This is a genomic window from Vibrio sp. QJM3NY_26 (assembly GCF_057786005.1).
In genome coordinates this window covers 1,625,088-1,651,224 of the sequence record NZ_CM173515.1, presented here as the reverse complement: position 1 = coordinate 1,651,224, position 26,137 = coordinate 1,625,088, and the positions used below count along the sequence as shown (strand labels likewise).

Below are 26,137 nucleotides of genomic sequence, written 5' to 3'. Positions count from 1 at the left end.
TGGACTGTCTGCTCCTAAAAACTGTCGCTCTTAAAAAATAGCTGTTTAGACTTATAAAGCCAGACTTGATGAGCCAACCTCTATCGGTATTATTGGTTGGCTTCTATTCCCTCCTCAATCCTCTTCTTTCCCCAAATTCAACCATTACCCATTCGGCGTAATCATTTGTGATCTTGTTTGCTCATCCACTCGTAACCGTCTAATAACTAACAAATCACGAGTGCAAGCAATGAAAAAGATTGGTCTCTATCTTTTTACGAACGACTTAAGAATCAACGACAATCAATTGCTCCATTACGCCGCGCAGAGCGTCGATAAACTCGTTTGCGTGATTGTCGAACCCACTTTAGTTCATTTCTCTGCTGATTTAGCGCAAGAGCAAAGTTATGGCGCACATCGCCAGGCTTTTATTTCACAATCGATAGCTAATCTAGAATCAAATTTAGTGAAGCTTGGGCAGCAACTTGTCGTAATTCACAGTAACCATATAGAGCCAGGCTCTGCTGAGCAAACACTCAGCCAAATCATCGCTACTCAACACGTCACTCACTTTTTCGCTAACGCACATTGCGGCTACGACGAGCGACAATTGATTCGGTCAATACAAAGACAGTCCCCTAACTTAGTAATGTGTTTACCACATAACTCGACCTTGTTTGACTCACATGAGCTACCATTTGAATTATCAAAAGTCCCAAGCTCGTTTACCAAATTTAGAAAGCTAGTCGAACACTTGGACGTTAATGGCGATGAGACGGTTATTGCAAACCTCCCACCAGCAGTGACACCAATAGCGACAATCCCACTATTTAGTTCAGCAAATGATGAAATCGGAGTAACCAACGATTATTTGGGTGGCGAAGGCGCAGGGCTAACGCATTTAGAAAACTACTTTTCACATGATTACGCCCTTAACTACAAGCAGACTCGAAACGCATTTGACGGCATCGAAAACTCAACCAAGTTCTCGCCGTGGTTAGCGCTCGGTTGCGTTTCGCCTAAAACGATTTATCGCCATTTGAAACAGTTCGAAACCGAACATGGCAGTAACGATTCAACCTATTGGATCTACTTTGAGTTGTTGTGGCGCGAATATTTCTATTGGAAGTGTTTGTCACTGGGCTCCTCGTTGTTCGGTGAAACCTCAAACCATGAACTCCACTCTTCAAACTCCTCAGCGACGTCGAACCTGAATTTCGCCAAATGGAAGAGTGGCAATACCAACTATCCGATTGTCGATGCATGTATGCGTCAGCTTAATGAAACAGGCTACATGTCTAACCGAGGAAGACAGTTAACGGCCAGCTGTTTGATCTACGAACTAGGGATCGATTGGCGACACGGCGCAGCCTATTTTGAGAGCCAACTTATCGACTATGACGTGGCATCAAACTGGGGTAATTGGGCATATATAGTCGGAGCCCTGAACTCTCAGGTAAACACCCAAGCCAATAAGCAAAATGATGCTAAGCAACCTAAACCTAAAACCAAACCTAAATCACGACATTTTGATTTGGGTAAGCAAACGGATATGTACGATCCAGACCATGCGTTTATCAACAAGTGGAATGCGAGCAGCAAAGAACCTGTCTTAACTAACAATCAGGATGTATTATGAACTTCAAAACCGTGCGCCTTGTCTTAGGCGACCAACTCAATATCCAGCACTCTTGGTTTCAACAGGTTGATGACGACGTCATTTATATCATTGCCGAACTTAAGCAAGAGACTGACTACGTTGTATCGCACATCCAAAAGGTGGCCTGTTTTTTCTCTGCGATGGGCTACTTTGCAGACGAGCTCAAACAACAAGGTCACCAGGTACTCCACCTAACTCTGGATGACACAACGCAATTTGAAAATCTCGATGCTCTGTTGCAACACTACGTGCACGAATTCGATACAGAGAAATTCGAATATCAAAGGCCAGATGAATATCGACTTCTCCAACAATTGGCAAAGCTGAAGTTAACTGGAGTAGCAAAAGGCTGTAGCGATTCCGAGCATTTCCTGTTTCCGTTTGACGAGATTGAAACCCAGTTTCCTAAAGACAAACACATCATGATGGAACACTTCTATCGTCGAATGAGAAAGCGTTTCGACATCCTGCTCGACGATGGTAAACCGGTTGGCGGAAAATGGAATTACGATGCAAACAATCGTAAGAAGCTAAAGAAGCAAGACATCGAGAACTTGCCGCAACCATTAATGTTTGCCAACGACATTTCTGCGATTTTAAAACGCATCGAATGTCATCAAGTTCAAACCATTGGTGAAGTTGGCGATCAGTTGTTATGGCCAGTCAACCGAGCGCAAAGTCTGTCTCTACTCGCTCACTTCTGCCAAGTCTGTTTACCACTGTTTGGTCAGTTTCAAGATGCAATGACGACCGAGCACGATTCAAAATGGAGTTTGTATCACAGCCGCCTCTCCTTTTCGTTAAACAGCAAACTGCTAAGCCCCCAAGAAGTGATTGATGCGGCACTGTCGGCTTATCAGGCTTCCTCTAAGCTAAACGCACCCACTATCGATATTGCACAAGTCGAAGGGTTCGTACGCCAAATTCTAGGTTGGAGAGAATACATACGCGGTGTTTATTGGGCGAACATGCCTGCTTACGCAAACAAAAACCACTACGCAGCAGACCATCAGTTGCCTCATTACTTTTGGGATGGGCAAACCAAGATGAATTGCATGAAGCACGCGATTGATCAATCCCTCGAGTTTGCTTATGCGCACCACATTCAAAGGCTTATGATCACCGGTAACTTCTGCTTAATTACGGGCATTGCTCCGGAGCAAGTAGACAGTTGGTACCTTGGTATATACGTCGACGCGATTGAGTGGGTCGAAATGCCGAATACGCGAGGTATGGCACTTTTTGCCGATGGCGGGATCGTCGGAACCAAACCATACTCTGCCAGCGGTTCTTACATTAATCGCATGAGTGATTACTGCAAAGGCTGTCATTACCAAATTAAAGAGCGCAGTGGCGAGAGTTCTTGTCCATTCAACAGCTTGTACTGGCGCTTCATGAACAAACATCGCGAGGCCTTAAATCGCAACCCTCGAATGGGGATGCTTTATCGCTCTTGGGACAATATGGATGAGCAAGACCAACAAGCGATACTCGACACCGCAGAACAACGACTGACTAACTTGGAGAACTTATAATGGTGGAACAACTCAGATTACACATATTGGTCATTGGTGGGAGTGGCGGTATCGGTTTCGCCGTGGTTAAACACCTATTGTCTGAGCTGTCTCGGTTTGATTTTCTTGATGTACATGTCGACGCGACTTACCACTCTCAACAGCCAGAACTAGAAAACAGTCGTTTAAACTGGCACAAAGTCGATGCAACCAACGAGGCTGATATCGAGCAACTCAGCAGACAGTTTGAAAAATTGGACTGGTTGATAAACTGCGTGGGTATGCTTCACACACCAGGACTCGGCCCTGAGAAAAATTTGTCTTCTATCGACCCTGAGTTTTTCCTGAAAAACATTTCGGTGAATACCCTACCCAGCTTATTACTGGCAAAGCACTTCACACCTGTTCTTAGAACGAGCGACAATCCAAAGTTTGCTGTAGTTTCCGCAAAGGTAGGCAGTATTTCAGACAACCGATTAGGAGGTTGGTATAGCTATCGTTCATCGAAAGCGGCGCTCAATATGTTTATCAAAACCATGTCGATTGAATGGCAACGCACCATAAAGAAAGGCACCGTGTTGGCTCTGCACCCGGGCACAACAGACACGGCTTTATCTAAGCCTTTTCAGACCAATGTCCCTGAGGGTAAGTTGTTTGAGTCGAGCTATGTCGCCCATCACTTGGTCGATATTATTCGCACTGCCACGCCGGATAAAAGTGGGCACTTCTACGCTTACGATGGTGAGCAGTTAAAGTGGTAGTTAATACCAGTGGCCGTCTTTTATGAGTGCTAAAAAAAATAACCCAACAGAGTTGAGGCTCTATTGGGTTATTTTTTTGAAAGAGCGCCTCAGTTTTTTAAGGCGTTATGGCTGACATTTAACGAAAGATCAAAAACGATAATCACGATTACTCAGCCCAATTGAACTTGCTGTCGTCTACACCTTCTTTTTCTTCTTTAACACGCTCGCGTCGGTGTTGTTCTTCAATTCGCGCAGCGTCTATCTCTTGCATAATAGCTTCGATATCAGCCAAATCGTCAGTTTCCGTAAACTCGCCCGTCAGTTTGCTGTCTGGCTTTAAGTCGCCTTTCTCGTATAAAGCCCACATTTCCTTGGCATACTCGGTTTTCGCCAATTCAGGGGCAAACTGAGCGTAGTAGTCACGGATATTATTGATGTCACGAGCCAACATCCACTCAGCGTTGTTGTTCGCCGAAGCATCAACCGCTTGTGGTAGATCGATAATCACAGGGCCGTATTCATCAACCAATACGTTAAACTCAGACAAGTCACCATGGATCAAACCAACGCAAAGCATTTTAACCACGTAAGTCATCATCACCGCATGATCTTCGATCGCTTGTTCTGGCGGCATTACAACATCGTTCAATCTCGGAGCAACATAACCGTCATCATCAGTGACTAGCTCCATAAGCAGCACGCCATCAAAACAGCCATAAGGGACAGGTACACGAACGCCCGCTTCTGCCAGTTTATATAAGGCATCCACTTCAGCACTTTGCCAAACCTTTTCTTGTTGCTCACGACCAAAGCCAGAGCCTTTTTCCATCGCTCTGGCACGGCGACTGTTTCGGACTTTTCGTCCTTCACGATACGCCGTTGCTTTTTTAAAGCTGCGCTGGCTTATTTCCTTATATACCTTGGCACAACGGATCGTATCGCCGCAGCGCACTATGTACACTGATGCTTCTTTGCCACTCATTAATTGGCTTGTCACCTCGTCGACTAAACCATCGTCAACTAAGGGCTGTATTCTTTTAGGTATCTTCATGCCGCCTTTATACATTAGTTGTCTTACAGATAGAAATATTAACTTAAGAAATGAATGACGAAACTATTAACGTGTTCTAAAAACGAACAGAAATTACGCCAAAGTTGGCTTATGACGACGACAACGTTCAGAACAGTAGATCACGTCATCCCAACAGCGCTGCCACTTTTTACGCCATGAGAAAGGCTTTTGGCAAATAGGACATGTCTTAGTTGGTAAATGGGGCTTCTTGTGCATGGCCGTATCCTTTTTGATGAGTCCACTCCCTGCGTTTACTAGAGATTCCCTATTACGCTCGTTCCTCACTTTAGGGAATAGCGGCAGTTACTCTAATCATTCTTTACTGCAGAACGTGACTGCGGAGTGATTGATGACGACCGCGACTCCGTCATCCTCGAGAAGGAGGAACGACTGAGTCGGGGATCTGCTTGGTCTAGCTCTACCTCTATTTCTGCGCTAATGAATATGGCTAGAAGCTAAGCAACAACCTTGTACTGCTTCTCCATCTCACTCACACCTAAGCCGGAGTGTTTTGTTACTTTAAGCTGAACAGGCACTCGCTCTTTCAATGCTTCAACGTGACTAATGACGCCAATCATCTTGCCTGATGCATTCAAGTTATCGAGCGCGTTTAGCGCAATGTCTAAAGTGTCGCTATCCAACGTGCCGAAACCTTCATCCAAGAACAAAGAATCAATACTTGTTTTGTAGCTCACAAGATCAGAAAGCGCTAATGCCAACGCTAAGCTCACCAAAAAGCTTTCGCCGCCGGACAAAGTCTTGGTATCACGCATCACATCGCCCTGCCATGTGTCGAGCACTTGCAGTTCTAAACCATCATCGGCTTTACGTTTTAGCTCGTAACGACCATGCAAACGCTGCAGCTGCTTGTTCGCAAGGTACACCAAATTCTCTAGTGTTAAACCTTGGGCAAACTTACGGAACTTGTCGCCATTTCTGGATCCAATCAACGAATTAAGACGTGAGATGTCATCAAACTCAAGTTGTTGTACTTCGATCTGTTTGAACAAGTCTTGCTGATTACTGCGGTTCTGACGATCCGTTTCCAAGTTCGCAGAAATCGCACCAATTTGCGTAGCATGACTTTGCTGCGCATTGGAGCAGTCAGTCACGGCTTGTTCTACTTCTTGTTGTGGAAGTTGTTGCCAAACTTCCGCTTTGTCATGACCTTTAAGTTCGACTAAATTCGCGTTGGCTGAATTCAAACGAGCTTGAGCACTAACCATCGCCTCTTCCAGCGTTTTCTTTAGGCTTTGCAGTTGCGCTGTCACGGATTCATCCAACAGTGCCGACTCAAACTCATCTTCGGTAGCAAATGGACTTGTCGCTAATGTTTGAGTCCAAAGCGATGTCACTTCAGTCAGTGCTGTCTGTTTCGACACTAACTCATCACTGTAACTAGTGTGCTTAGTCTGTTCTGTTCGGTGGTCGAGTTCACAACGGTTAAACGCGGTTTGAGCGGCATCGTGTGCGCTGACGGTATCCATCACTTTTTGTTTCATGATGTTAGTTGCGATTTGAATATCTTGTGTACCAAACAGCTGCGTTCTAGATTCGGTAACAGTCTCCAGCTCTTTCGACAGTGACTCAACCTCTTGATTCGCCATCGTGATGTCTTTCGCTAAGGCTTCTAACTTGTCATCAAGTGCTTTCAGCTCAGCGTGTTGGCTAATCAACTGCTTATCTAACCTATCATGCTGCTGTTTTGTGGTGAGCCACGCATTAGAAGCTTCAAGCCTTTGAGCAAACCAAGCATCGATATGCGCTAACTCAGGCGCTTCAATCGATGTTTGAATAATGCTTTCTCTTAGCCCTTGCCACTCAAATTCTTTCGCTTGTGCGCATTTAGCAGCTTGATCACTCAATGTGTTCGTTTGTGTAGAAAGATCCGCAAGTCGCTGTTCTGCGAGTTCTAGATTAGATTGAGCCTTCTCAACAATCATCGCGGTTGCTGCGCGCTGCTTCTCTGCATCAAGGTAGGCATTTTTTGCATCAGCCATATTGCGCAGGAGTACGATCGTGTTGTTAAGCTGCTGCTCACAAGCATCAACGAACGACTGCACAACATCGCTATTACCTAACCCTTCTACATTTGGCAGATAGATATTGAGTGGGCAATTTTGAGTCGCTAAAGTTGTATTGCTTTGCTCTAGCTTGGCAACAATGTTTGCCCAATTCACTTTGGCTTGTTCGATGTCTGCTTGAGCACGCTGAATCTCTTCATTGAGGCCATTGATGATAGGCACCAATGAATCCAATTGTTGACGGTGTTCTGTGCCGTCTTTCTGAATAACGGCTAACTCTTGCTCTTCTCGCTCTTTTTGTGCCACGAGATCAGCGATATCCTGAGATTGCTCAACAGTATGCTCTGTTGAACCACACAGTGGGCATTCTGAATCTGGCTTCAACGCAGCGCGATACTTCGCTAATTCACCCTCTTGATCAATTAGGCGAGCTAAACGCTCTAACGATGTCTTATTGTTCTGATAACGCTCCACCAGCACTTCGCGCTCTTTTGTGAGCTTTTCACTAAGTTGAGTATTGGTCTGCAATTCGACAGATTTGGATGTTATGCGCTGAGTCGCCTGAACAAAGCCACGATTAATATCCGCCAGAGTATTGGTATTACGACTCCAGAGCTCAAGCACCTCTTTTTGTGCGTTAAGGGTATGTTCATTAGCTTGTTGCTGCAAAGCGTCCCATCGCTGTTTAGCTTGGTTCTCTGCAGAGACTAGCTCTGTGAGTGCTTTGTCTTGTGCCAATTTGGAGTCTTTAGCTGCTTGTAACGCTGCTTGCTGAGTGGCCAGCGTGCGCTGTGAAGCTTGAACACTATTTAAAAGTTCAGTTTGTTGACGTTCAAGATCTCGAACCTGAGTGACCTTGATTTGCCATTGACCCAGATACTTTTCAAGCAGGCTATCAGCTTGGTTAGCCGCTAAATATTGTGCAGAGATCTTTTCTTGCTGCTTAATGGATTCAACAGTTTGATTCAAAGAGACTTGTAGCTGACTTTTCTCAACCTGTTGTTGATTAAGCGTATTTACCGTTTTAGAACCCGCTACTTGCTTGTCTTTCAACATCGCAATTTGGTTATCTAACGGTCGAACCTGCTCAATGATCTTATCTTGATCTTGCTGTTCTTGTTTAGCGACCTCAACCAACTTGATATGGTTATTAACGCTCTGTTGTGCCGCGTTTTTTTCTGCATCTCGCTCAGCTAATCGCTTGGTACTGCTTTCAAGGTTTGCTTGAGTCGTCACAACGTCTTGGCCGCAACGCTCTAAATCTTTATGAAGCGGCCGCAGTTTTTCAGCAGGCTCGCTATTCGCTAAACGATCTAACGATGGTTGGTTTTCAACAAGGCTTTCTTGCGCCGTTTTTAAGTCATGCTTGCTTGCCGTAATCACCTGTTCGGCTTTACCGACATCTTTCCACCAGCCTAAATGCGCGTTCCATTCAGTCAGTTGTTCAGCCAAACGTTTCTGTTCAGACTCTAGATGGTCATGTTCTTTGGTCAGCTCTTGAATCTGCTCTTCAGACAGTAAACTCACACCCTCAGCTTTTGCTTTCAGGTGATTAAGCGACTCTTCACTAGACTTGAAATGATCGTAGATGCGCTCAGAAATCAGGCTATAGACTTCTGTTCCCGTCAGCTCTTCAAGTAGCTCTGCGCGGTCGTTCGCATTGGCATTAAGGAATGCCGCAAACTCACCCTGAGACAACATGATGGATTTGGTGAAACGAGAGAAATCGAGACCTGTTACCTGCTCGACCAACTTGGTCTTCTTGGTCAGCATGGTTTCTAAGACTTTGTCGGTGTCAGCATCGGCAAATTCACACGTTGGCGTTTGTAATGCGCCATCGTGCTTTCCACGCGCTCGCTTTTGATGGAAGTTAGAGCGGTACGTTTTGCCCTGCACTTCAAATTCCAGCTCAGCGAAACACTCACCTGTACCACGTGTCATTAATTCATTGTTGCCTTTAGCGATACTTTTCAAACGTGGCGTGCGGTGGAACAGTGCCAAACAAATCGCATCAAGAATGGTGGTTTTACCTGCCCCTGTCGGGCCAGTAATCGCGAACAGACCATTTTCTGCAAACGGTGATTGGGTAAAATCGAGCTTCCAACGCCCTTTCAAAGAGTTCAGGTTTTCAAATTCTAGGCTTAAAATCTTCATGCTGGTTACTCTTCTACTTTGTTTGGTGTTTGAGCGCTTTCAGACACTTCAACCATCACTTGTTTAAACTTCACCGTCATTCGCTCTAAACGTGCTTTTTCAGAATCGGTTTCAAATTCTTCTAAGGCAATACGCTTGCTAAAAACGTCCATCGGGCTCAATTCTGATAGTGTTTCTGCTGACTCTTGCTCTAATGCTTGATTGCGACGTTCTCTTGCTCTGCGCAATTGAAGCACTTCCACATTCAAACCTTCTGTTAGTGCGCGCATACGTTCTTGAAGATCCGACAAGTAATCTTGCGCTTGCACTTCTATCGATAACCAAACGCTTTGTTCGCTATCTAAGCCTACATATTGATTCAGTTGAGATTCGATTTCACTCAAGTCGCCTTTGATTTCAGCTAGGGGTTGGAACGTTGGAACTGGCAATTGAGAAATTGTGCGCACTCCCTCAACAAATTCAACCACACAGACCTGCTTTTGAGATTTAAGTTCATCAAAGCTTAATGGGATTGGTGAGCCGCAGTAACGAATGTATTCACGCTTTGCCACCACTTGTGGGCGGTGGATATGACCAAGTGCAATATAATCTGCGTCTGGGAAGCCATCAGCGGCAAAACCATCAAGGTTACCGACATAGATGTCGCGTACCGAATCCGATTGTTGAACGCCCATCGCCGTTAAATGACCCGTAGCGATAATCGGCATGTGCTCGCTGTTTTCAAACGTCGCACGTTTTTCTACAGCGGCATCATAAACACTTTGGTAGTGCTGTTTGATTGCATCTCCGAGTTGCTTCTGACGCTCAACGCCAGTGACTCCCGCCTGGCTGGTCAACACATCGCGAGGGCGAATAAAAGGAATGGCACAAACCAGCGCTTCTACATCGCCGTTCTTGCCTTTTAGTTCGACAACCTGAGTCGCATGATCTTCATTGGTATTAGGAATCACGTCTGCACCCATGTATTTGAGCAGCTGTTGTGTCTCTTTAAGCACAGACACCGAATCATGATTTCCACCTAACAACAACAATTGACAGCCGATCTTGTTCGAGTCGACCACAAACTTGTTATACATCTCACGAGCGTAACTCGGCGGTGTGCTGGTATCAAAAATATCGCCAGCAACAATGATCGCGTCGATGTCGTGCTCTGTGACTTGCTCAAGTAACCATTGTAAGAACCGTTCATGTTCATTCTTACGGCTTTTATTGTAGAAGTTTTGGCCAAGGTGCCAATCGGACGTGTGAAGAATCTTCATTGCTGCTCACTGGAAGTCTGTAATACCTTTAATCTACCAAAATAGTCGAGATAATTCCCTTTTATAAGCTTGTGAAAACCAACTAATTTCAGGCTTTGGGCCAACTCCGCCCACAGCGTGAGCAATCGTTATTTTTGACATAAAAAAACCGCTCAACGTTAGAGCGGTTTTGGGTGTCCATAGCTTTAGCTTTAGCTTTAGCTTTAAGCTATTTAACAGAAGCCATTAGAAATTGTATGAAGCACCCAGAGTTACTGTGCTAAAGGCTACATCACGGCTTTCCAATCGATTACCCGTTGTTCTATCGAAGAATTCGATGTTTACTGCGTCTGCTTGTGAGATCAAACGTAATGTTAGGTTTTCTACTGGCGTGTATTCAACACCAATACCGAAATGAAAGCCGGCACCAGAATCATCATCAAAAGAGCTAGCGTTGTTTGAGTTCAAATCTACGTAGCTCAAGCCCGCTAGTACAAATGGACGAATTGAGTTATCGAAGGTGTAGCCAAGGTTTGCTGCAACAGAAAGCGATGTTGGCGAAAACACCTTCGTTCCAAATGATTCATAGTCAGCATAATCCGTGTAACCAAGTTCGATACCTACAATGCGGTTAAATTGGTAACCACCGTAAAGGCTATATCCCATGCTTTCAGCATCTAAATTACCTGCGCCGTCAGTGTCTGAGTCTTGATACACACCAAGGCCGGCGCCAATGTATGGACCACCCTCGATACCAGCAGCAAATGTAGGAAGTGAAACTAAGCCAACTAGGCCCAATAGAAATGATGATTTAAGCATGAAAATACCCTTTTTTTGTCTGTCCTACAGCAACGTTGATCAACCGCCAATAGCTTCCGACACTATTTCACCTGTTGCGTTACTGTTTAAAATAAATTAAATAAGCAGCCCCTAATGAATAATAAAACACTGTTCATTTACGGAGCGAATGAGAAAGTACCACAAGATTTTTAGGTCATCAAACGAACAATCATAGATATTTAATCCAGTCTTACTTATGAGACAGATGTATTTCCTGAGAAGTAACGAGTACTAAAATACGTATAAACCTGATAGTAAACCTGAGCATCATCAACATTAAGTTCATTATAATCATGTCGTTACCGTACTAGCCAAATTGTCACTCGTTCTCAAAAACAACCTGAATCTTCACGCCTAAATATAAAAACTCATCCTGTTTCTCTCTTTTCCCAATAAAAGATATAAAGAGAAGAATGAGTTTTATTTTTGGAGGACATTTATTTAGAACAACCTGCTATTAAAATATATTACAATTTAATTCATATTATTAACGAGCTTCAGCAAGACTAGCCAAATAGTTATTCGTTAAGTAGAAGCCGCTGAACTTCTCAATAAAGTCCGCAGGAACGGTTTTATCGGTCAAGCCAGATTCAATCAACGCCGATTGCCACTTCTGTACTTTCGGGAAGCCCTCAAGTATGTCAAAACCTGAGCCTTCTTTAATTACTGACGCTCGGTGCAACAGGGGTAGCCAAGCGATGTCGACGTTAGAGATGTCATCGCCTTTGAAGAAGTCGCTGTCACCCAGCTTGTTCTCGGCCTTTTGGAAGGATTTTTGAAGATTCGCTAAACGTGTCTCAAAGGTTTCTTTATCTTTACTGCCCATCGTTCCACATTGCGGCATGTAATGTTTGCTTGCCTGATAAGACCAAGCGCGATCTAGTGCTTTTTGCTCTGCAGACACCTCTTCTATCGGCGCATATTTATCGTCTAGGTATTCAACAATTGCATCAGACTCAAACAGAACCGTGTCATTTTCTGTTATCAATACCGGCACTTGTCCGTTTGGCGAAATATCTAGGAACCATTGAGGCTTATTGTTTAGCTCAATGTATTCAATTTCAAATGGGACATTTTTCATTACTAAAGCACCCATTACACGTTGAACGAATGGGCAGTTTTTAAAGCTAACAAGTTTAATCATGGTTGACTCCGAATTAGGTCATTAATTTGTATTTGTACCCCTAAGACGAACGCCAAAACCGAAAGACGAAAAATAATTCCATTTTTGTGGAAATAATTAAATACAAAGACAACTAAAGACAGTCATTTTAAGTCGTCACTTTAAGTGGGAACTTTAGATAATATATTTGAATGCCTAATTACGAGTAACTAGACGATCAAAGATATTGCAATAGATGCCATGATCACGCCAACGACAAACTCCAACACCTTCCACGATCTCGGGTTCTTAAACATTGGAGCCAAAAAGCGTGCTCCATATCCAAGTGAAAAGAAGAACACAAACGACGCCGATACTGCACCAGCGCCAAACAACATTTGGTTAGGTTGATATTGGGTTGAGATAGAACCCAGCAATACCACAGTATCCAAATACACATGCGGATTAAGCCAAGTGAATGCCAAACACATCGCAATCGCTTTAGTTAGCGAGTCTTTGGTTTCAGCAGTGGCTTCTAAGGCGTGGTTTTCAGTAAATGCTGAACGGAAGCTTAAGAATGAATAGACACCCAAAAAGATAGCCCCACCATAACGGGCGAACTGCTCAATTTGTGGGAACTGCTTAACGATTGCGCCAAAGCCCGTCACACCAAAGCTAATGAGTAAGGCATCAGAAATCGCACATACAGCGCAAATTGCCAATACGTGTTGGTTCTTAAGCCCTTGCTTTAAAACAAACGCATTTTGAGAGCCAATCGCAAGAATCAGCGAAAGCCCCAGAGAGAAACCAGCAAAATAAGTCGTCATGGAAAAAGATCTGTAAAAGTAGTGACGGTAATAATTGACACAATACTGCCAATTAATCAGATTGTTAACAAGTGACTCTGTTGTTTATCAATGACACGTTTCGTGTATTTTTGGCCATTAGAGTAACCAAAAGACGAGGAGCAGACGCATACTTCGACTCTACTCGGAACGAGTTACCCTACCCTCCGATACAATAATTAACAATCCAATCACTTGATTTTAAACATCTTTAATTCCAAGCTCTATTTTATAAATGTTGATTTTATTAATAGAATTTAGCTCAAAGTTTGAGAATTAAAAATCGATCACAGTGAGATCTTCCTACCATTTCATTGACCAAGCGAATGATACAAGTCTGATTGCATATTACCTTTTAACTGCGTTTTGAGCGGGCATTTCCCTCTCACTTAACTGACTTATTGCGCGTTGTACACTTCGTTTCGAAGAAGTCAGCGTTAGTCGCACAACTATTTAGTCGCACAATGATAAGGATGCACCACAGATGAATCACGGACAAAGACTTACCACTATAGCCCTAGCTATTATGGCTTCGACCCACGTATCAGCTACGACTCTGAACAAAAGTAGCCCAGAGCCACAACCCATCAACTCACCTTTTATTCAAGATGTAAAAGGCACGATTGTTGAGGATTACTCACGAGAAACCATTCAACCTTCGTTCTTCTCTATGAGAATGATGAGTAACGCCGATGAACAACGCGGCGATTGGTTTAACTTATCGGCGAGCTACACAAGACTTCAGGGCGTGGGTTCTGATGTGGTATACGACTACTTGATGCCCCCTCTTCAACCACAACCTGTCATCGTTGCCGTTCTTGATTCGGGTGTCGACGTTGAACACGAAGACCTCAAAAACAAACTTTGGACCAATGAAGACGAGATCCCAGACAACGGGATTGACGATGATGGCAATGGTTACATCGATGATGTCCACGGCTGGAACTTTCTGGGTAACTCGTTAGGTATTAACGTTGATCAAGATACATTAGAGGTCACCAGAGAATACAAAAAGTACCTCGAGTTAAAAGAAAATGGACATTGGATTCCTCGAAAGAAACGCAAGTACTATCAAGGTGTTGAATCTGATTATTTGTCGTCTCTAAAAGATGACCAAGATGCGTTGAATCGCGTAACATCAGCAACTAATCAAGCTAATGAGTACAAAGAAGAGATTCTTAAATTCGTCGATCAAAAAGACTTTTCTACTAACGGTCTTAAAACACTGTTAGATAGTGAGAATGCTAGCGTCGTTACAGCAGCTGAAGGGCTTTTGAGCGTATTTGATTCATGGTACTCCTTTGAATATCTAGAATCACGTCGTAGCCGTTATCAAGACTCTCTAGATTTCCACCTTAACTTAGATCTTGATACGCGTGGCGATATTGTATGGGATGACATTTCTAACCCTTGGGAAAAAGGCTACGGCAACAACGATGTAAAAGGCCCTGTAGGCTCACACGGTACACACGTTGCTGGAATCATCGCTGCTGAACGCGGCAATTTTATTGGTATTGAAGGTGTCGCGGATCATGCCCAAATCATGGCGGTACGCATGGTGCCAAATGGCGATGAGCGAGACAAAGACATTGCTAACGCAGTGCGCTATGCCGTCGATAATGGTGCGAAGATCATTAACATGAGCTTCGGAAAAAGCTACTCGCCACGTAAATACATCGTCGACCACGCGTTCCGTTATGCCGCTCGTAAAGGCGTATTGATCGTTCACTCTGCGGGTAACAGCCGCAACGATAACGACATCAAACCAAGCTTTCCAAACCGCTACGCTAAACACTACCGCTCGAAGGCTATTTCAACGTGGTTAGATGTGGGCGCATCAGCGAAATACGCAGACGAAACCTTGGTCGCAAGCTTCAGTAATTTCGGTCAGAAATCGGTTGATGTATTTGCACCGGGATATCGAATTCTGTCAACCACACCGGGGAATACTTACGGTTCGAAAAGTGGCACAAGTATGGCTGCGCCTGTCGTTTCTGGCGTCGCTGCGTTGGTGTGGTCGCGCTATCCTGATTTATCGGTCAAAGAGCTAAAGGCGATGTTAATGGGTGAATCAAAAATCTACCCAGAGCTGCTTGTTAAAAAGCCATCAAGCCCAGAAGATTTGGTTCCTTTCCGTACCCTTTCTATCTCAGGCAGCGTTGTGGATGCAGAAGCGATATTTGCAGAACTAGAAACACGCTAACGCTTTAGCCATTGGTCATTGGTCATTGACCGGATAATCGTCATTCCCTAAAGCGAGGGACGAGCATTATAGGGAATCTCGCTTTGCGGTTAGAGATTCCACATACCTCGTCCCTCGGTTCTGGAATGACGCTGGGGAATCAAGTCAATGTTGTGCACGTCACTTCCTACTGTGAGGCGCTACAACCACCTCACTCTTAACAGCAAGGAACTACAACCGTGTCACTTTCTGCGTAGAGATACACCCCTCCTCGTCATTCCTTACAGTGAGGAACGAACGTGATAGGGAATCTTTCTTTGACTTCGATCTACAATTTCGACCGAATCTAACGCAACTCAATACTCATGAACTGGCTATGCGGATCCAACACATAGTCAGCAAAGGGTTCGCAGTATCCAAAGCCAAACTTTTCATACAGGTTACGCGCTGGCTTAAAGTAATCTTCTGAGCCTGTCTCTAAACTGATTTGTCGATACTGGCGAACGGTTGCTGTGTCTATTACATGCTGTAACAGTTGGCTTGCAACACCTGACTTTCGAGCAAACTGTGAGGTTCTCATCGATTTCAGTTCAGCATGTTGGGTATTTAGCTCTTTAATGGCAACACACCCAAGCAATTGGCTGCCTTTCCAAGCGCTGAAAAAGGTAATTTCTGGCGACTTGAGCCCATCCAGATCCAATGCATGAACGCTCTCAGCCGGTGACGTGGCATACATATCGGCAAGGTGTTCTTCAAGCAATTCAACGACCTCCCCACCCGACAAGTCATCAAGCTTAATTTCTATTGATGTGCAGCTTTCCAATACTGTTCCGTTTCCCATTGAATCCTGTGCTTTTATTTCTGGTTTCATTACCTCAACTCTCCTTGTTTAGTTCGCTTATTTAGCTTGAGTGATTTGGCTTTAATTACGGACCGACTTTCCTGATTGTTTCCTTTTCAAGAACTCGGTTTGAATCAGTAAAATTACTGATTAATCATGAAATTATAAATGCCATACTGACCTTACCTAGATAGCATATTTTTCTTATCTAGTCTCTTCATAAAAGTGTTCCACAATGCCTGTGTGGTCACTACGCCGAGGAACAACACCTGTTTCAATTTAACGAATAAGTAGCCAGTTCGATATGAGCATTCAATTAGATTTAACCACCACGACACCCTGCCAGAACTTCGATTCCGCGCAAGGGCGCATGACATTGCAAAATCACAGAATTATTGATGTCGACAACGAGATCGCTCAGATCTTTGGTTACCGAACCCGTGAAGAGCTGTTATTGAACGTTGAATTTGTTTATGCGTTAGTTCCTGACAGTTACCAAGAGTTAGCCAAGAAACGTTACTTAGAGGCCATAAAAGGAAAACTAAAAAAAGGAAAATTGTACACCGATATTCCAGCCAATGGCCGCAACATCTCTATCTTTTGCCTATCACACATTATTGAACTCAATAGTAAACCCGCCCTCCAAGTCACTATCATCGACATCACATCCGTAGTCGAAGCTCAGCGCAAACGTAACGAAACGGATCGCATGTATCGCAAACTACTTAATACATCGAAACAAGGGATCCTGATCCATAGAAACTTCAAACCTTTAATGGTCAACCAAGCATGGGTAGAACAACAAGGTGCGGACTCAATAGAGCAAGTGCTTGCGATGGACTCCATCCTATCCATCGTACCTGAAGATCAGCGTTCAACGGCCATCAGACGCTGCGAGAACATTCTCAATGGCAATACACCCAACTTTAGTTCCGTGGTGTCTAACCAATGCTTTGATGGCACACACAAATACTTCAACCTCTATGACAACGTGATTAACTGGGAAGGTGAAGACGCGATACAAGTGATCCTTGAAGAAGTCACCGATAAAGTATTACTAGAAAGGGAGTTGCTGCATCGTGCGATGCATGATGACTTAACGCATGTGTTCAATCGCCGTGCTATTTACGATTGGCTCAAGAAGCCGGTTAATCAGCATATGGAGATGTCATGTCTGTTGATTGATATTGATGACTTCAAATCGATTAACGATCGATTTGGGCATACAGTGGGTGACACGGTGATTAGGCACTTAGCAGACACCATTAAAACTCACATTGAGTTGTTAGGTGGTGTAGTTGGACGTTGGGGTGGCGAGGAGTTTATTGTGTTCATTCCAAAAGCGAAATCGGCCCATACCAAAATCATCAGCGAACGAATCTGCCACACCTTTAACCAACATACCTTCTTTGGCATTAATCGCCGCGCTTTTACAACGAGCGTGAGTATTGGCGTTACCAACCAATGCGAGTGCCACTCTGCCAACACCATTGATACACTTATTCGTGTTACCGATGATGCACTATATCGTGCGAAAGCGAATGGTAAAAATCAAGTATCGATCAACGATGATGTGATTTGCTATGAAGCACTAGCTTGATCGCAGTTCCCTGCTCTCCTTCATGCTCCTCTGGCTCTCCTGCATAACCCACCAGTTCTCCTTCATAATCCACTGGCTCTCTTTCATAATCCAACGCCTTTTTAAGCTAACGCTAAATGAGTCGGCTAACCGTACAAATTGAGCACAGCCGCACATAATTAAGGTACAGTCACCGAGAATTAAAGCACATAACTTGATCGAATATTTGATTGCGATTTCGACATTTCGGTATATGATGCGCCACCCTCATTATATCAGCTAACGCTGTAGGCACTTATGTCCGCCAATATGTCAGCTACTATTTCTTCCAACGCACTTTATACCGACCTATCCGGTTACTACGATTTAATGTGTGTTGATATTGACTATCAAGCGCAAAGTAACTGCGTACGTAGGCTACATCAAATTTTCGGAAATGGTGGAAAGACTCACCTCGACTTAGCTTGTGGCACTGGTCCACACGTTCGTCACTTTATCGATTTTGGTTACCAAAGTAATGGACTCGATCTCAACGCGCCAATGCTAGATATAGCTCAGATTCGCTGCCCCGAAGCCAATTTCTCGGTGCAAAACATGAGCAGTTTTGAAGTGGCAGAACCTCTGGATTTGATCACCTGCTTCTTATACTCAATCCATTACAACGATGGTTTCGAGAAGCTAAAAGAATGTGTTGAGAGCGTACATCGCGCTTTAAAACCAGAGGGGATTTTCTGTTTTAATGTGGTGGATAAAGACAAGATCAGCAATGATCTTTTTGTTCGACACACCACCAATCTTGAACAAGATGATTTCACGTTCAGCTCAGGCTGGTATTACTCTGGCAAGGGTGACAAGCAGGCGTTAAAACTCAGTATCGAAAAGACAACATCCGGTGAGACACAAGTTTGGAATGATGAACACCCGATGGTGGCATTCTCGTTTAAGGAGTTGATCGAGATATTGAAGCCCTACTTTGAGGTTCATATTTTTGAGCACGATTATGACAAGCTGTTACCTTGGGATACCAAATCAGGTAATGCTCTGATCGCTTGTGTAAAAATCTAGGTCAGTCGATACAAAACGAATTAGCCAGATTCAAACACAGACAAAAAGGAACCCGCACTCGCCGTACTCTTTATCGAGCATCCAGCCAGTGTGGGTTCTTTTGTATCAAGCTATCGGTGTTCGAACTCTCGATTAGAAGTCAGCGGTCATACCTAGGTAGTAAGTGCGTGGCTCTTCAACATAACCCATGCTCTCTAGCTCTTGTGATACCGCTTCGTCAGTCAAGTTAGTAATGCCTGCGCGTACTCTAACCGAATCATTAATGTTGTATACCCCACCAATATTTAGCGTAGTGTATGCTTCTTGAGTCAAATCAGTTTCGATATTACGCTCACCACGGTAACGCGCACTAATAAAGGTGTTCAGGTCGTAAGTTGGGCTCCAGTTCAGTTTAACTAAACCCGAGTGCTTGTAACGCTCAAGCAGTTCTTCACCGGTAGACTTATCTTCAGTGTCTAAGAACGTGTAGTTACCTGACACGCCCCATTCATCCGTTATTTGGAATTGGCCAGTAAGCTCAGCACCTTGAACCACAGCCTCAGACACATTGGTATAAGTGCGTTTGCCTTTCACATAGCCAGTTGAGCTAGAACTATCGGCACACCCTTTACCCGATTCAAACATTCCGCCGTTCTCGCAGTAGGTTTCATCACGTTCAATAAGGTCATTGATTTCATTGCGGAACAAGGCACCTTCAACGTTCCAACGAGGTTGGCTGTATATCGCTGCAATCTCATAGTTCCAGCTCGTTTCAGGCTTCAGGTCTTCATTACCATATAAATCACAAGCACCTTTACAACTGTTAACTGTGTAGTCGGCTTGGTTTTGAGTCAATGTTGGTGCTTTAAATGCTTTACCCACGCCACCCTTAATGATCAGGTCATTCGTTGTTTGATGCACCAAATACACACGCGGGCTGAACTCTTCACCGTACAATTCGTGCTTATCTAAACGACCACCGATGGTTGCTGTTAGTTGCTCAGTCATCAGCCATTGATCTTGAACAAATAACGCACCTTGATACGCTTCTGATGTGCCATTGACCAAGTTTTCTTTGTTGGTTAATTCGCTCAACTGATAGTCCATACCAAACGTTACGGTATGATTCTCACCAAGATAAGTCGTCGCTGATGCTTCTGCTATTTGAGTTAACTCTTCTACGTCACTGCTGTAGTTAGTATCAGAATCCGCAGCGTCGTTGTCAGTCACGTTTTCGCGTGAGTAGCGAACTTGTGTATCACCCCAGCTCCAAAAGCCACTGTGCGTAATCGCTTGGCTCTGACGCACTACTCGTGTGTCAGACTCGATCACAGACGATACGTTTTCTGCAGATGATTCACGTTCGTCGTCACTGTAGCCAAAATCTAAATCGATGGTTTGGTTGTCTGTTGCATTCCATGTCAGGCTCGCGAGTAAGCTTAATGTCTCTCTTTCTTCTAACGCAGTAATGTCTGAACGATCGTAACCAGAGCTATGTGTACCAGAATAGGGTTGCCAAGCATCACGGCTAGTTTGGTTAACAGATAGGCGAGCAAACAATTCGTCTTCAATTAACGCGCCCGATGTTGTGAAGCCCATCGAGTACTCTTCACCGCCATCACCATCTAACGGTGAAGACGTGTCCATACTTAGTGTTGAACTCCAATCATTTTCAGGTGCCTTGGTGATGATGTTGATTGTGCCACCCATGCCATCGGAGCCATAAAGTGCAGACATTGGGCCGCGGATAATTTCAACACGTTCAATTGAATCAGCAGGAATAGTCGATAGGTCGAAGTCGTTACCACGGATGATGGCACTCGCCGAGCTTAGACGACGGCCATTCACCATGATAAGCGTGTAATCTGAATCCATACCACGAATAGAGATCATCTGACGGCCAGCACGTGTGCTATCAAAGTCAGATTCGACACTGGTTGATTCTGCAACGATGTCAGCCAAGGTAATACCAGGGCTGTCTTCAATGTCTTGAGCGGTGATCACTGACATTGAAGCCGGCGCTTGTTTTAGTGCCATTTCAGTACGAGTTGCCGTAACAACCATTTGCTCATCTGTTGCTTGCGCTTCTTCTTGCGCCAACACGTTAGCCGAAAGTGAGGTACAAATAACAGCGACTGCGATCGAAAGGGGTTTACGAACCAAAAGAGGTTTGCGAATCAAAAGAGAGCTCTCAGACATGATATTCATTCTTATGTGTGATTGGTAATGATAATGGTTTGCATTAAACAACCTGGTACCATTCTTATCAACGAAAGTTTCATGCCAAAAATTGATTCTCGCTATTCAACTTTCAAATAATGAAACCAATACATATTCATTTTAATAGCATGACCTCAATAGCATTCACCACCTAGATAGATTTGGTGTATATCTCTTTAAATAAATCACGAACCCAACGACACATAGGGTCATTATGGAAACGTTTATGCCAATAGAGATAAACATCTTCTGATGGGCTTCTGATCGCTTTGGGAACGCGTTTACAAATTAAATCTCGTTGATTGGCAGCTTGTGTCGCAAATGGTGTCGGCAAGTGAAAGATGATGTCGGTCGTCTCCGCAATATCCGCAGCAATATTGAAGTTGGACAACTGAATTGGGATCGATAGTTGGCGCTGCTTATCAATTAAACCAAGATCTTTAAATCGACTTTCAATCGAGAGCTTCTTATCCCCTTGCAGTGAGATTTGACCAAGTTGGCTATTCAACAAGTCATCAACGGTGATCTCTTTATCCGCCAGAGGGTGGTCTTTGCTCATTAATAACCGATAATCGCGACTGATTACGAACATTCGATACAGGTTTTGTTCAGAACTTAATGGCTCATGCGTCGACAACACAAAGTGCGCATCACCGGATAACAGAGGCTCAAAGTGTCGTTTAGGAATCGAGTCGATATCGACAACCATATTCGGCGCTTGCTGACGAATTTGTGCCACTACTTTTGGCAAAAGGTGTGAAACCTGAGGAACCAAACCAAAAAAACGAACCGTACTATCACTCGTTTGTGGTTCAAACACGTCTCCGTGAACCAGTTTCTCAAGGCGCGTAAGCACAGAGTTGAGGTCTTGCTTGATGACCTCTGCTTTCGGGGTCAATTCATAGCCATAAGCAGCTCGCACCAACAAATCATCGTTGAACACAGTGCGAAGTTTTTGTAGAGATCGGCTCACCGTAGGTTGGCTCATATCCAACGCCAACGCCGTGTTGGAAACGTGCTTCTCTTCAAGAAGGTGTTTAAGAATAACGAGTAGGTTTAGGTCAACTTGGGCAAGATTCATTATGCAAATATTCACAACAGAGAAAATTCAGTGTGCGCATAGTGCATCTACCACCTCATTAATACAATTGATAATCACTCTTATTTTGATCTAGAGCAAAATGCAGAACCGAGTTTGAGGTTAGGAAAGGTTTGAAGCTCTAAGTTAGAAATGTTTGAACATAAAAAAAGAGAGGCACAATGGCCTCTCTTTGATCGTCTACTTTATATTGCTAACGTCGAGCTATCAGACTACAGCTTTGTCCAAGCATCTTGCCAGTATTGGCTTTCTGCTGGAGCGTAAGATGCGCTTGCACACCATGCTGTGTATGGCCAAGGTTTACATTCGTACAGACCATTGTCGCTACCTACCACAATGTCACCTGCTGCGTAATTTGTGCCGGCTTCATATGGAGGGTAATCGCCTGGAGGTGGAGTCGTTCCGCCACCGTCTTTAACAGTGAACGAATCGTTTACCATCACCATTTCACCATCGGATGCCTTGCCGACAACCTCAAGTGCATATTGCCCTTTCGCTACATCGTATAAGTCCATGGTAATAGCGCGGCTGTCCATTAAGTTAACCTGAGTTTGCTCAACCACAGTCCCTGCACTGTTGATCACCATAGCCGTAACATCTAAAGCTTCATTTGATGTCAGTGTTAGGTCTAAACGAACATTGCCGTTATCTGGCGCATATTCTGACTGAAGGCCTGAAACTGCAAGCTCTAAGTCATCGCCCGGATCTGGGTTACCACCACATGAAGAGTCTGAAACCTTTCTCCAAACGCCCCACTCACCTGTTGTTCCTGGTTCTTCGCCGCGAGTGTACCAACCTGCTCCCCACGTTGAACCGTCATGAGAGACTTGATCACCTTCAACATAAACGGTGTCGGCATCCCATGCAGCAGCACAGTTAGAACCATCCGTCACAGACACTTTACGGTCAGCGGTTACAGTTTGGTTCGCGCTGTCTGTTACGCTATACACAAGCGTGTAGTTTCCGATTTCATTTACATCGACACTGCCAGTGTGTGTGATAGTGCTTGTTAGGTCGCCATCTTCAGCATCATTCGCCGTTACGCCTGCCATAGCATCAAATGCAGTTCCCGACACAACAGTTGTGTCAGACACACCATTAAAAACTGGCTTCTGGCTGTAAACCTCTACCGTTCTCGCTTTAGTGGTTTCGTTGTTATCGCTGTCTTTCACTCGGTAAGTTAGAACGTAAGTGCCAATCACACTGGTTTCCACGTAACCTTCAACATCGATTGATGACGTTAGATCACCGTCTTCTTTATCGGTTGCCGTTACGCCTTCCATTGGGTCAAACGTTGTGCCGTGAAGAACACGGGCATTTTCGACACCTTTAAGAACTGGCTCACCCTCTACTGGTGGTGGCGTCACTTGACCGTGGACAAACGGGCCGTAATCTTTAATAAACTGCTCGTTGTATTGTTGACCATTTTTGTTAGTGCCCATGTCCCAGTTGATAGACCAAGTCATTACACCACGCAGGGGTTGGCCTTGAGTCGTTAAGGTCTCGAACGCGTCGTATAAATCTTGAGGATCTTGCACAAAACCGGTTGCTGCAGCATCAATGCTAGAAGGAATACCAAACACCAGCTTGTCATGTGGAATTTTGTGGAAGCCACGCGTTCCGTTGATAAGCGAATCAGAGATGTAGTAGATGAATTCTTCTTTTAATGCATCGTTGTTTTGAGCAATCCAGCCCACACCGTCAACCCAGATACCGTCGCCACCTTGGTTGTAGAATTGTGGGTTAATCCAGTCGTAATAACCTTCTAGATTATCGATATATGGAACGTACTTACCGCCTGTCGTTAGATACGGGAACTCAGGCGCCATAGTAATAAGGAAGTTTTTACCTTCGGCACGGTAGTGGTCTTTCACTAGCTTAAGAGCATCAGGAATCACGGTTTGGTTGTTTGCTGCGGTTACAGCTGCTTGTTCAAGGTCGATATCTAGGCCATCGAAACCGTAACGCTCAGTAAGACGGATAATCTCATCAGCAAAGGCTCTTTCATCACCAGTTTCTAGCTCTACGTGTGCATCAGCACCACCTAGCGCTATCAGTACAGAACGGCCTTGTTTGTTGAGTTCAGAAATTTGGTCAATAAATTGTTCTTCTGAAAGCCCAATGGTTGGGTCCAGTTTAAAAGTTGGGATTCGACCATCAGCCACATCGTAAACCTTCATGAATGACACATTCACGATGTTATACATTGGGTTTACTTCATCCAGCGTCACGCATGGCGCATTACCACCTTGGTAGCCGCCACCGTCACACCAGTTGTGCCAATACCCGACCACGACACCAGAATCTGGATTCGTCATATCTGAACCATTCGCATAAACAGCGCCAGACATTGCGGCCATGCCGACCGATACAGCTAATTGTAGAGCTTTACGTTTCAACATTAGTCCCACTTCCTTACTTAACAGCTGTGCCAATCACAACCGAACCAATTCATTGTAATCATGAATATTTATAGAGAAGTAATGGAATTTATAGGAAAAGATGACCTTTGATTTAACTTGTGATTTTAAGTCACAGATTGAATATCAGAATCAATATGATTTTGACTTTTCATTCAAAATGAAATGCTAAAAGCTGTTATTTTCGGCCGAACACATTGACCATGCAAATATTTAATCAACCTTAATTCACATAGATAATTAACCGAAAACATAAAAAATCACCAATGGGAAAAAACGAACTTTAAATCGACAAAAATCGATTCAAACACACCGTAATTACTGACCTCAGACCAGATACCATTGCGAGTGACATCACTAAAATAGCTTGGATATAGTCGTCATACATGTGCTAGAGATACACACGTATAACGGAATATAGGAGTGAAAATTTGTGGAATTTTATATGATCACCCCGACTATTTTTCAGTTAGCCTTTAACATCAGGTGAATAATAAGTATCAATTAATGAAATAAAATTCATCTTATTCTCTTCATTGAGTTGATTGATACCCGCTGCTGCTTTTCTTCCACCACCCGTATCAAAACTAGAACAAATTTCGTCTGCGCCCGTTCTGTTTGATAATGGTGCCCGTAAGCTCACCGTGTAAGACAAGCCATCTTGGTTTTTCGTTAATACTGCTTGCGCTCGGTTTGGATCTTGATTAACGATTTCATTACCAAATACACCACTGATGCGCCTTGCCCACGTCTCACCTGGCAGTTCAAACACGCGTGCGACTTCACTTTCATAAACAGGAGCAAGGTTTGATAGTTGTTGGCGATCATTTTGATAAGCAGATCGTAGTCGATAAAACACAGAGTTTTTATCATCTAAAAGGTCAAATGGGTTCGGGTATTGATAAAGGGTTTGGTAGAGCTCAATTGGCGTGAAATGCAAATCACTGAGTGACGAACCGTAACCGTTGTAGTTAACCAAGGTACCTAGCTCTTCTAAAAACTCAGTTTGAGATTGATCGAATCCATTTTCATCCGCTAGCCGCGCGGCCACAGTTTTTAGATTGTCGCCAAAGGCAGCTGCGATTGCCCAAGCCACATGCGCACCATTCAGCTTCTGGTTTATCAGCAAGCTCGTGCAGCTCTCTGGCGCGGTATCAATCAGAGTATCTAAATGCTCAGAAGTTGGTACATCTCCTGTTTGGTGGTGATCGCAATAAAATACCTTGATGTTGGCGTCTAGCAGTGAGTGCAATGCAGGCAGGTTTTTCTCCATCGACACATCTAAAACAGTAACGGATGAAACGTCACCTTGCTTGCCCGGCTCCATCATTTGAGTAACAACTTGAGAGACCAACTTAATATCACGCTTTACACCAGTAACGAGCACGCTCTCTCTTGGCTCACTTAATCGCAGCTGTAACAACGCGATTATGCCATCTGCGTCTCCGTTGAATACGTCGTAGTGCATGTTGTTCCTCTTCCTATAGATTTAACCGTTTGCCAGAAACGCGCCAATTCGTTCGTGTGTTCGATAGTCTGTCATTATTTTAGTTATATTTCACAGATACTTAAGTCTATTTT

General features: G+C 44.1%; 18 protein-coding genes. 6 read left to right on the top strand and 12 right to left on the bottom strand.

Features of this window, described 5'->3' with window-relative positions; genetic code table 11:
* Window positions 1–229 precede the first annotated feature (229 nt).
* The 3 genes from AC3CH4_RS07385 to AC3CH4_RS07375 are packed head-to-tail and all read left to right on the top strand — an operon-like array spanning window position 230 to window position 3,914.
* Window positions 230–1,618 (top strand): DASH family cryptochrome, encoded by a 1,389-nt coding sequence (locus tag AC3CH4_RS07385; RefSeq protein WP_146454539.1) that lies wholly within the window; start codon window positions 230–232, stop codon window positions 1,616–1,618.
* Window positions 1,615–3,174, top strand: a complete 1,560-nt coding sequence (locus AC3CH4_RS07380; protein WP_488543567.1) for a cryptochrome/photolyase family protein — start codon at window positions 1,615–1,617, stop codon at window positions 3,172–3,174. Before AC3CH4_RS07385 ends, AC3CH4_RS07380 begins: the two co-directional genes overlap by 4 nt.
* On the top strand, window positions 3,174–3,914 hold the full coding sequence (locus tag AC3CH4_RS07375) for an SDR family oxidoreductase (protein ID WP_171313102.1): 741 nt from the start codon (window positions 3,174–3,176) through the stop codon (window positions 3,912–3,914). The genes AC3CH4_RS07380 and AC3CH4_RS07375 overlap by 1 nt, the downstream gene beginning before the upstream one ends.
* Window positions 3,915–4,062: 148 nt before the next feature.
* Here the strand turns inward: AC3CH4_RS07375 and AC3CH4_RS07370 are convergent, their stop codons facing one another.
* The 7 genes from AC3CH4_RS07370 to AC3CH4_RS07340 form a co-directional block, all read right to left on the bottom strand.
* Window positions 4,063–4,947 (bottom strand): PA4780 family RIO1-like protein kinase, encoded by an 885-nt coding sequence (locus AC3CH4_RS07370; protein WP_029221996.1) that lies wholly within the window; start codon window positions 4,945–4,947, stop codon window positions 4,063–4,065.
* A 93-nt stretch (window positions 4,948–5,040) separates the two neighbouring features.
* Window positions 5,041–5,184: a DUF2256 domain-containing protein gene (locus tag AC3CH4_RS07365; protein WP_017078065.1), complete on the bottom strand. Its 144-nt coding sequence runs from the start codon at window positions 5,182–5,184 to the stop codon at window positions 5,041–5,043.
* Between the two features lie 239 nt (window positions 5,185–5,423).
* A complete protein-coding gene (locus AC3CH4_RS07360; RefSeq protein ID WP_488543566.1) occupies window positions 5,424–9,146 on the bottom strand; it encodes an AAA family ATPase in 3,723 nt (1,240 codons plus the stop codon).
* Between the two features lie 5 nt (window positions 9,147–9,151).
* Complete coding sequence (gene sbcD, locus AC3CH4_RS07355; protein ID WP_488543565.1) at window positions 9,152–10,405, bottom strand: exonuclease subunit SbcD; 1,254 nt, start codon at window positions 10,403–10,405, stop codon at window positions 9,152–9,154.
* A gap of 225 nt (window positions 10,406–10,630) precedes the next feature.
* Entirely contained in the window at window positions 10,631–11,203 is a 573-nt protein-coding gene (locus AC3CH4_RS07350) for a porin family protein (protein WP_065205291.1), read from the bottom strand.
* Window positions 11,204–11,711: 508 nt separating this feature from the next.
* Entirely contained in the window at window positions 11,712–12,368 is a 657-nt protein-coding gene (locus AC3CH4_RS07345; RefSeq protein WP_488543564.1) for a glutathione S-transferase family protein, read from the bottom strand.
* Window positions 12,369–12,556: 188 nt separating this feature from the next.
* On the bottom strand, window positions 12,557–13,153 hold the full coding sequence (locus AC3CH4_RS07340) for a LysE/ArgO family amino acid transporter (protein WP_114633473.1): 597 nt from the start codon (window positions 13,151–13,153) through the stop codon (window positions 12,557–12,559).
* Window positions 13,154–13,655: 502 nt separating this feature from the next.
* On the opposite strand from AC3CH4_RS07340, the gene AC3CH4_RS07335 reads away from it, so the two are divergent.
* Window positions 13,656–15,374: a S8 family peptidase gene (locus tag AC3CH4_RS07335; protein WP_146454549.1), complete on the top strand. Its 1,719-nt coding sequence runs from the start codon at window positions 13,656–13,658 to the stop codon at window positions 15,372–15,374.
* A 325-nt stretch (window positions 15,375–15,699) separates the two neighbouring features.
* Here AC3CH4_RS07335 and AC3CH4_RS07330 read toward each other — a convergent pair whose 3' ends face one another.
* A complete protein-coding gene (locus AC3CH4_RS07330) occupies window positions 15,700–16,224 on the bottom strand; it encodes a GNAT family N-acetyltransferase (RefSeq protein WP_473575278.1) in 525 nt (174 codons plus the stop codon).
* Between the two features lie 274 nt (window positions 16,225–16,498).
* Here AC3CH4_RS07330 and AC3CH4_RS07325 point away from each other — a divergent pair, with 274 nt between their 5' ends.
* Window positions 16,499–17,794, top strand: a complete 1,296-nt coding sequence (locus AC3CH4_RS07325) for a sensor domain-containing diguanylate cyclase (protein WP_488543563.1) — start codon at window positions 16,499–16,501, stop codon at window positions 17,792–17,794.
* 288 nt (window positions 17,795–18,082) lie between these two features.
* Window positions 18,083–18,838, top strand: coding sequence for a class I SAM-dependent DNA methyltransferase (locus AC3CH4_RS07320; RefSeq protein ID WP_488543562.1), 756 nt, complete (start codon window positions 18,083–18,085; stop codon window positions 18,836–18,838).
* 132 nt (window positions 18,839–18,970) lie between these two features.
* Here AC3CH4_RS07320 and AC3CH4_RS07315 read toward each other — a convergent pair whose 3' ends face one another.
* From AC3CH4_RS07315 to AC3CH4_RS07300, 4 genes are all read right to left on the bottom strand, one after another.
* A complete protein-coding gene (locus AC3CH4_RS07315) occupies window positions 18,971–21,016 on the bottom strand; it encodes a TonB-dependent receptor domain-containing protein (protein WP_488543561.1) in 2,046 nt (681 codons plus the stop codon).
* Window positions 21,017–21,188: 172 nt separating this feature from the next.
* Window positions 21,189–22,118, bottom strand: a complete 930-nt coding sequence (locus AC3CH4_RS07310) for a LysR family transcriptional regulator (protein WP_488543560.1) — start codon at window positions 22,116–22,118, stop codon at window positions 21,189–21,191.
* 230 nt (window positions 22,119–22,348) lie between these two features.
* The gene (locus AC3CH4_RS07305) at window positions 22,349–24,538 is read right to left on the bottom strand and encodes an immunoglobulin-like domain-containing protein (protein ID WP_488543559.1); all 2,190 of its coding nucleotides are present in this window, start codon (window positions 24,536–24,538) and stop codon (window positions 22,349–22,351) included.
* Between the two features lie 487 nt (window positions 24,539–25,025).
* On the bottom strand, window positions 25,026–26,024 hold the full coding sequence (locus AC3CH4_RS07300; RefSeq protein WP_488543558.1) for a DHH family phosphoesterase: 999 nt from the start codon (window positions 26,022–26,024) through the stop codon (window positions 25,026–25,028).
* Window positions 26,025–26,137 lie beyond the last annotated feature (113 nt).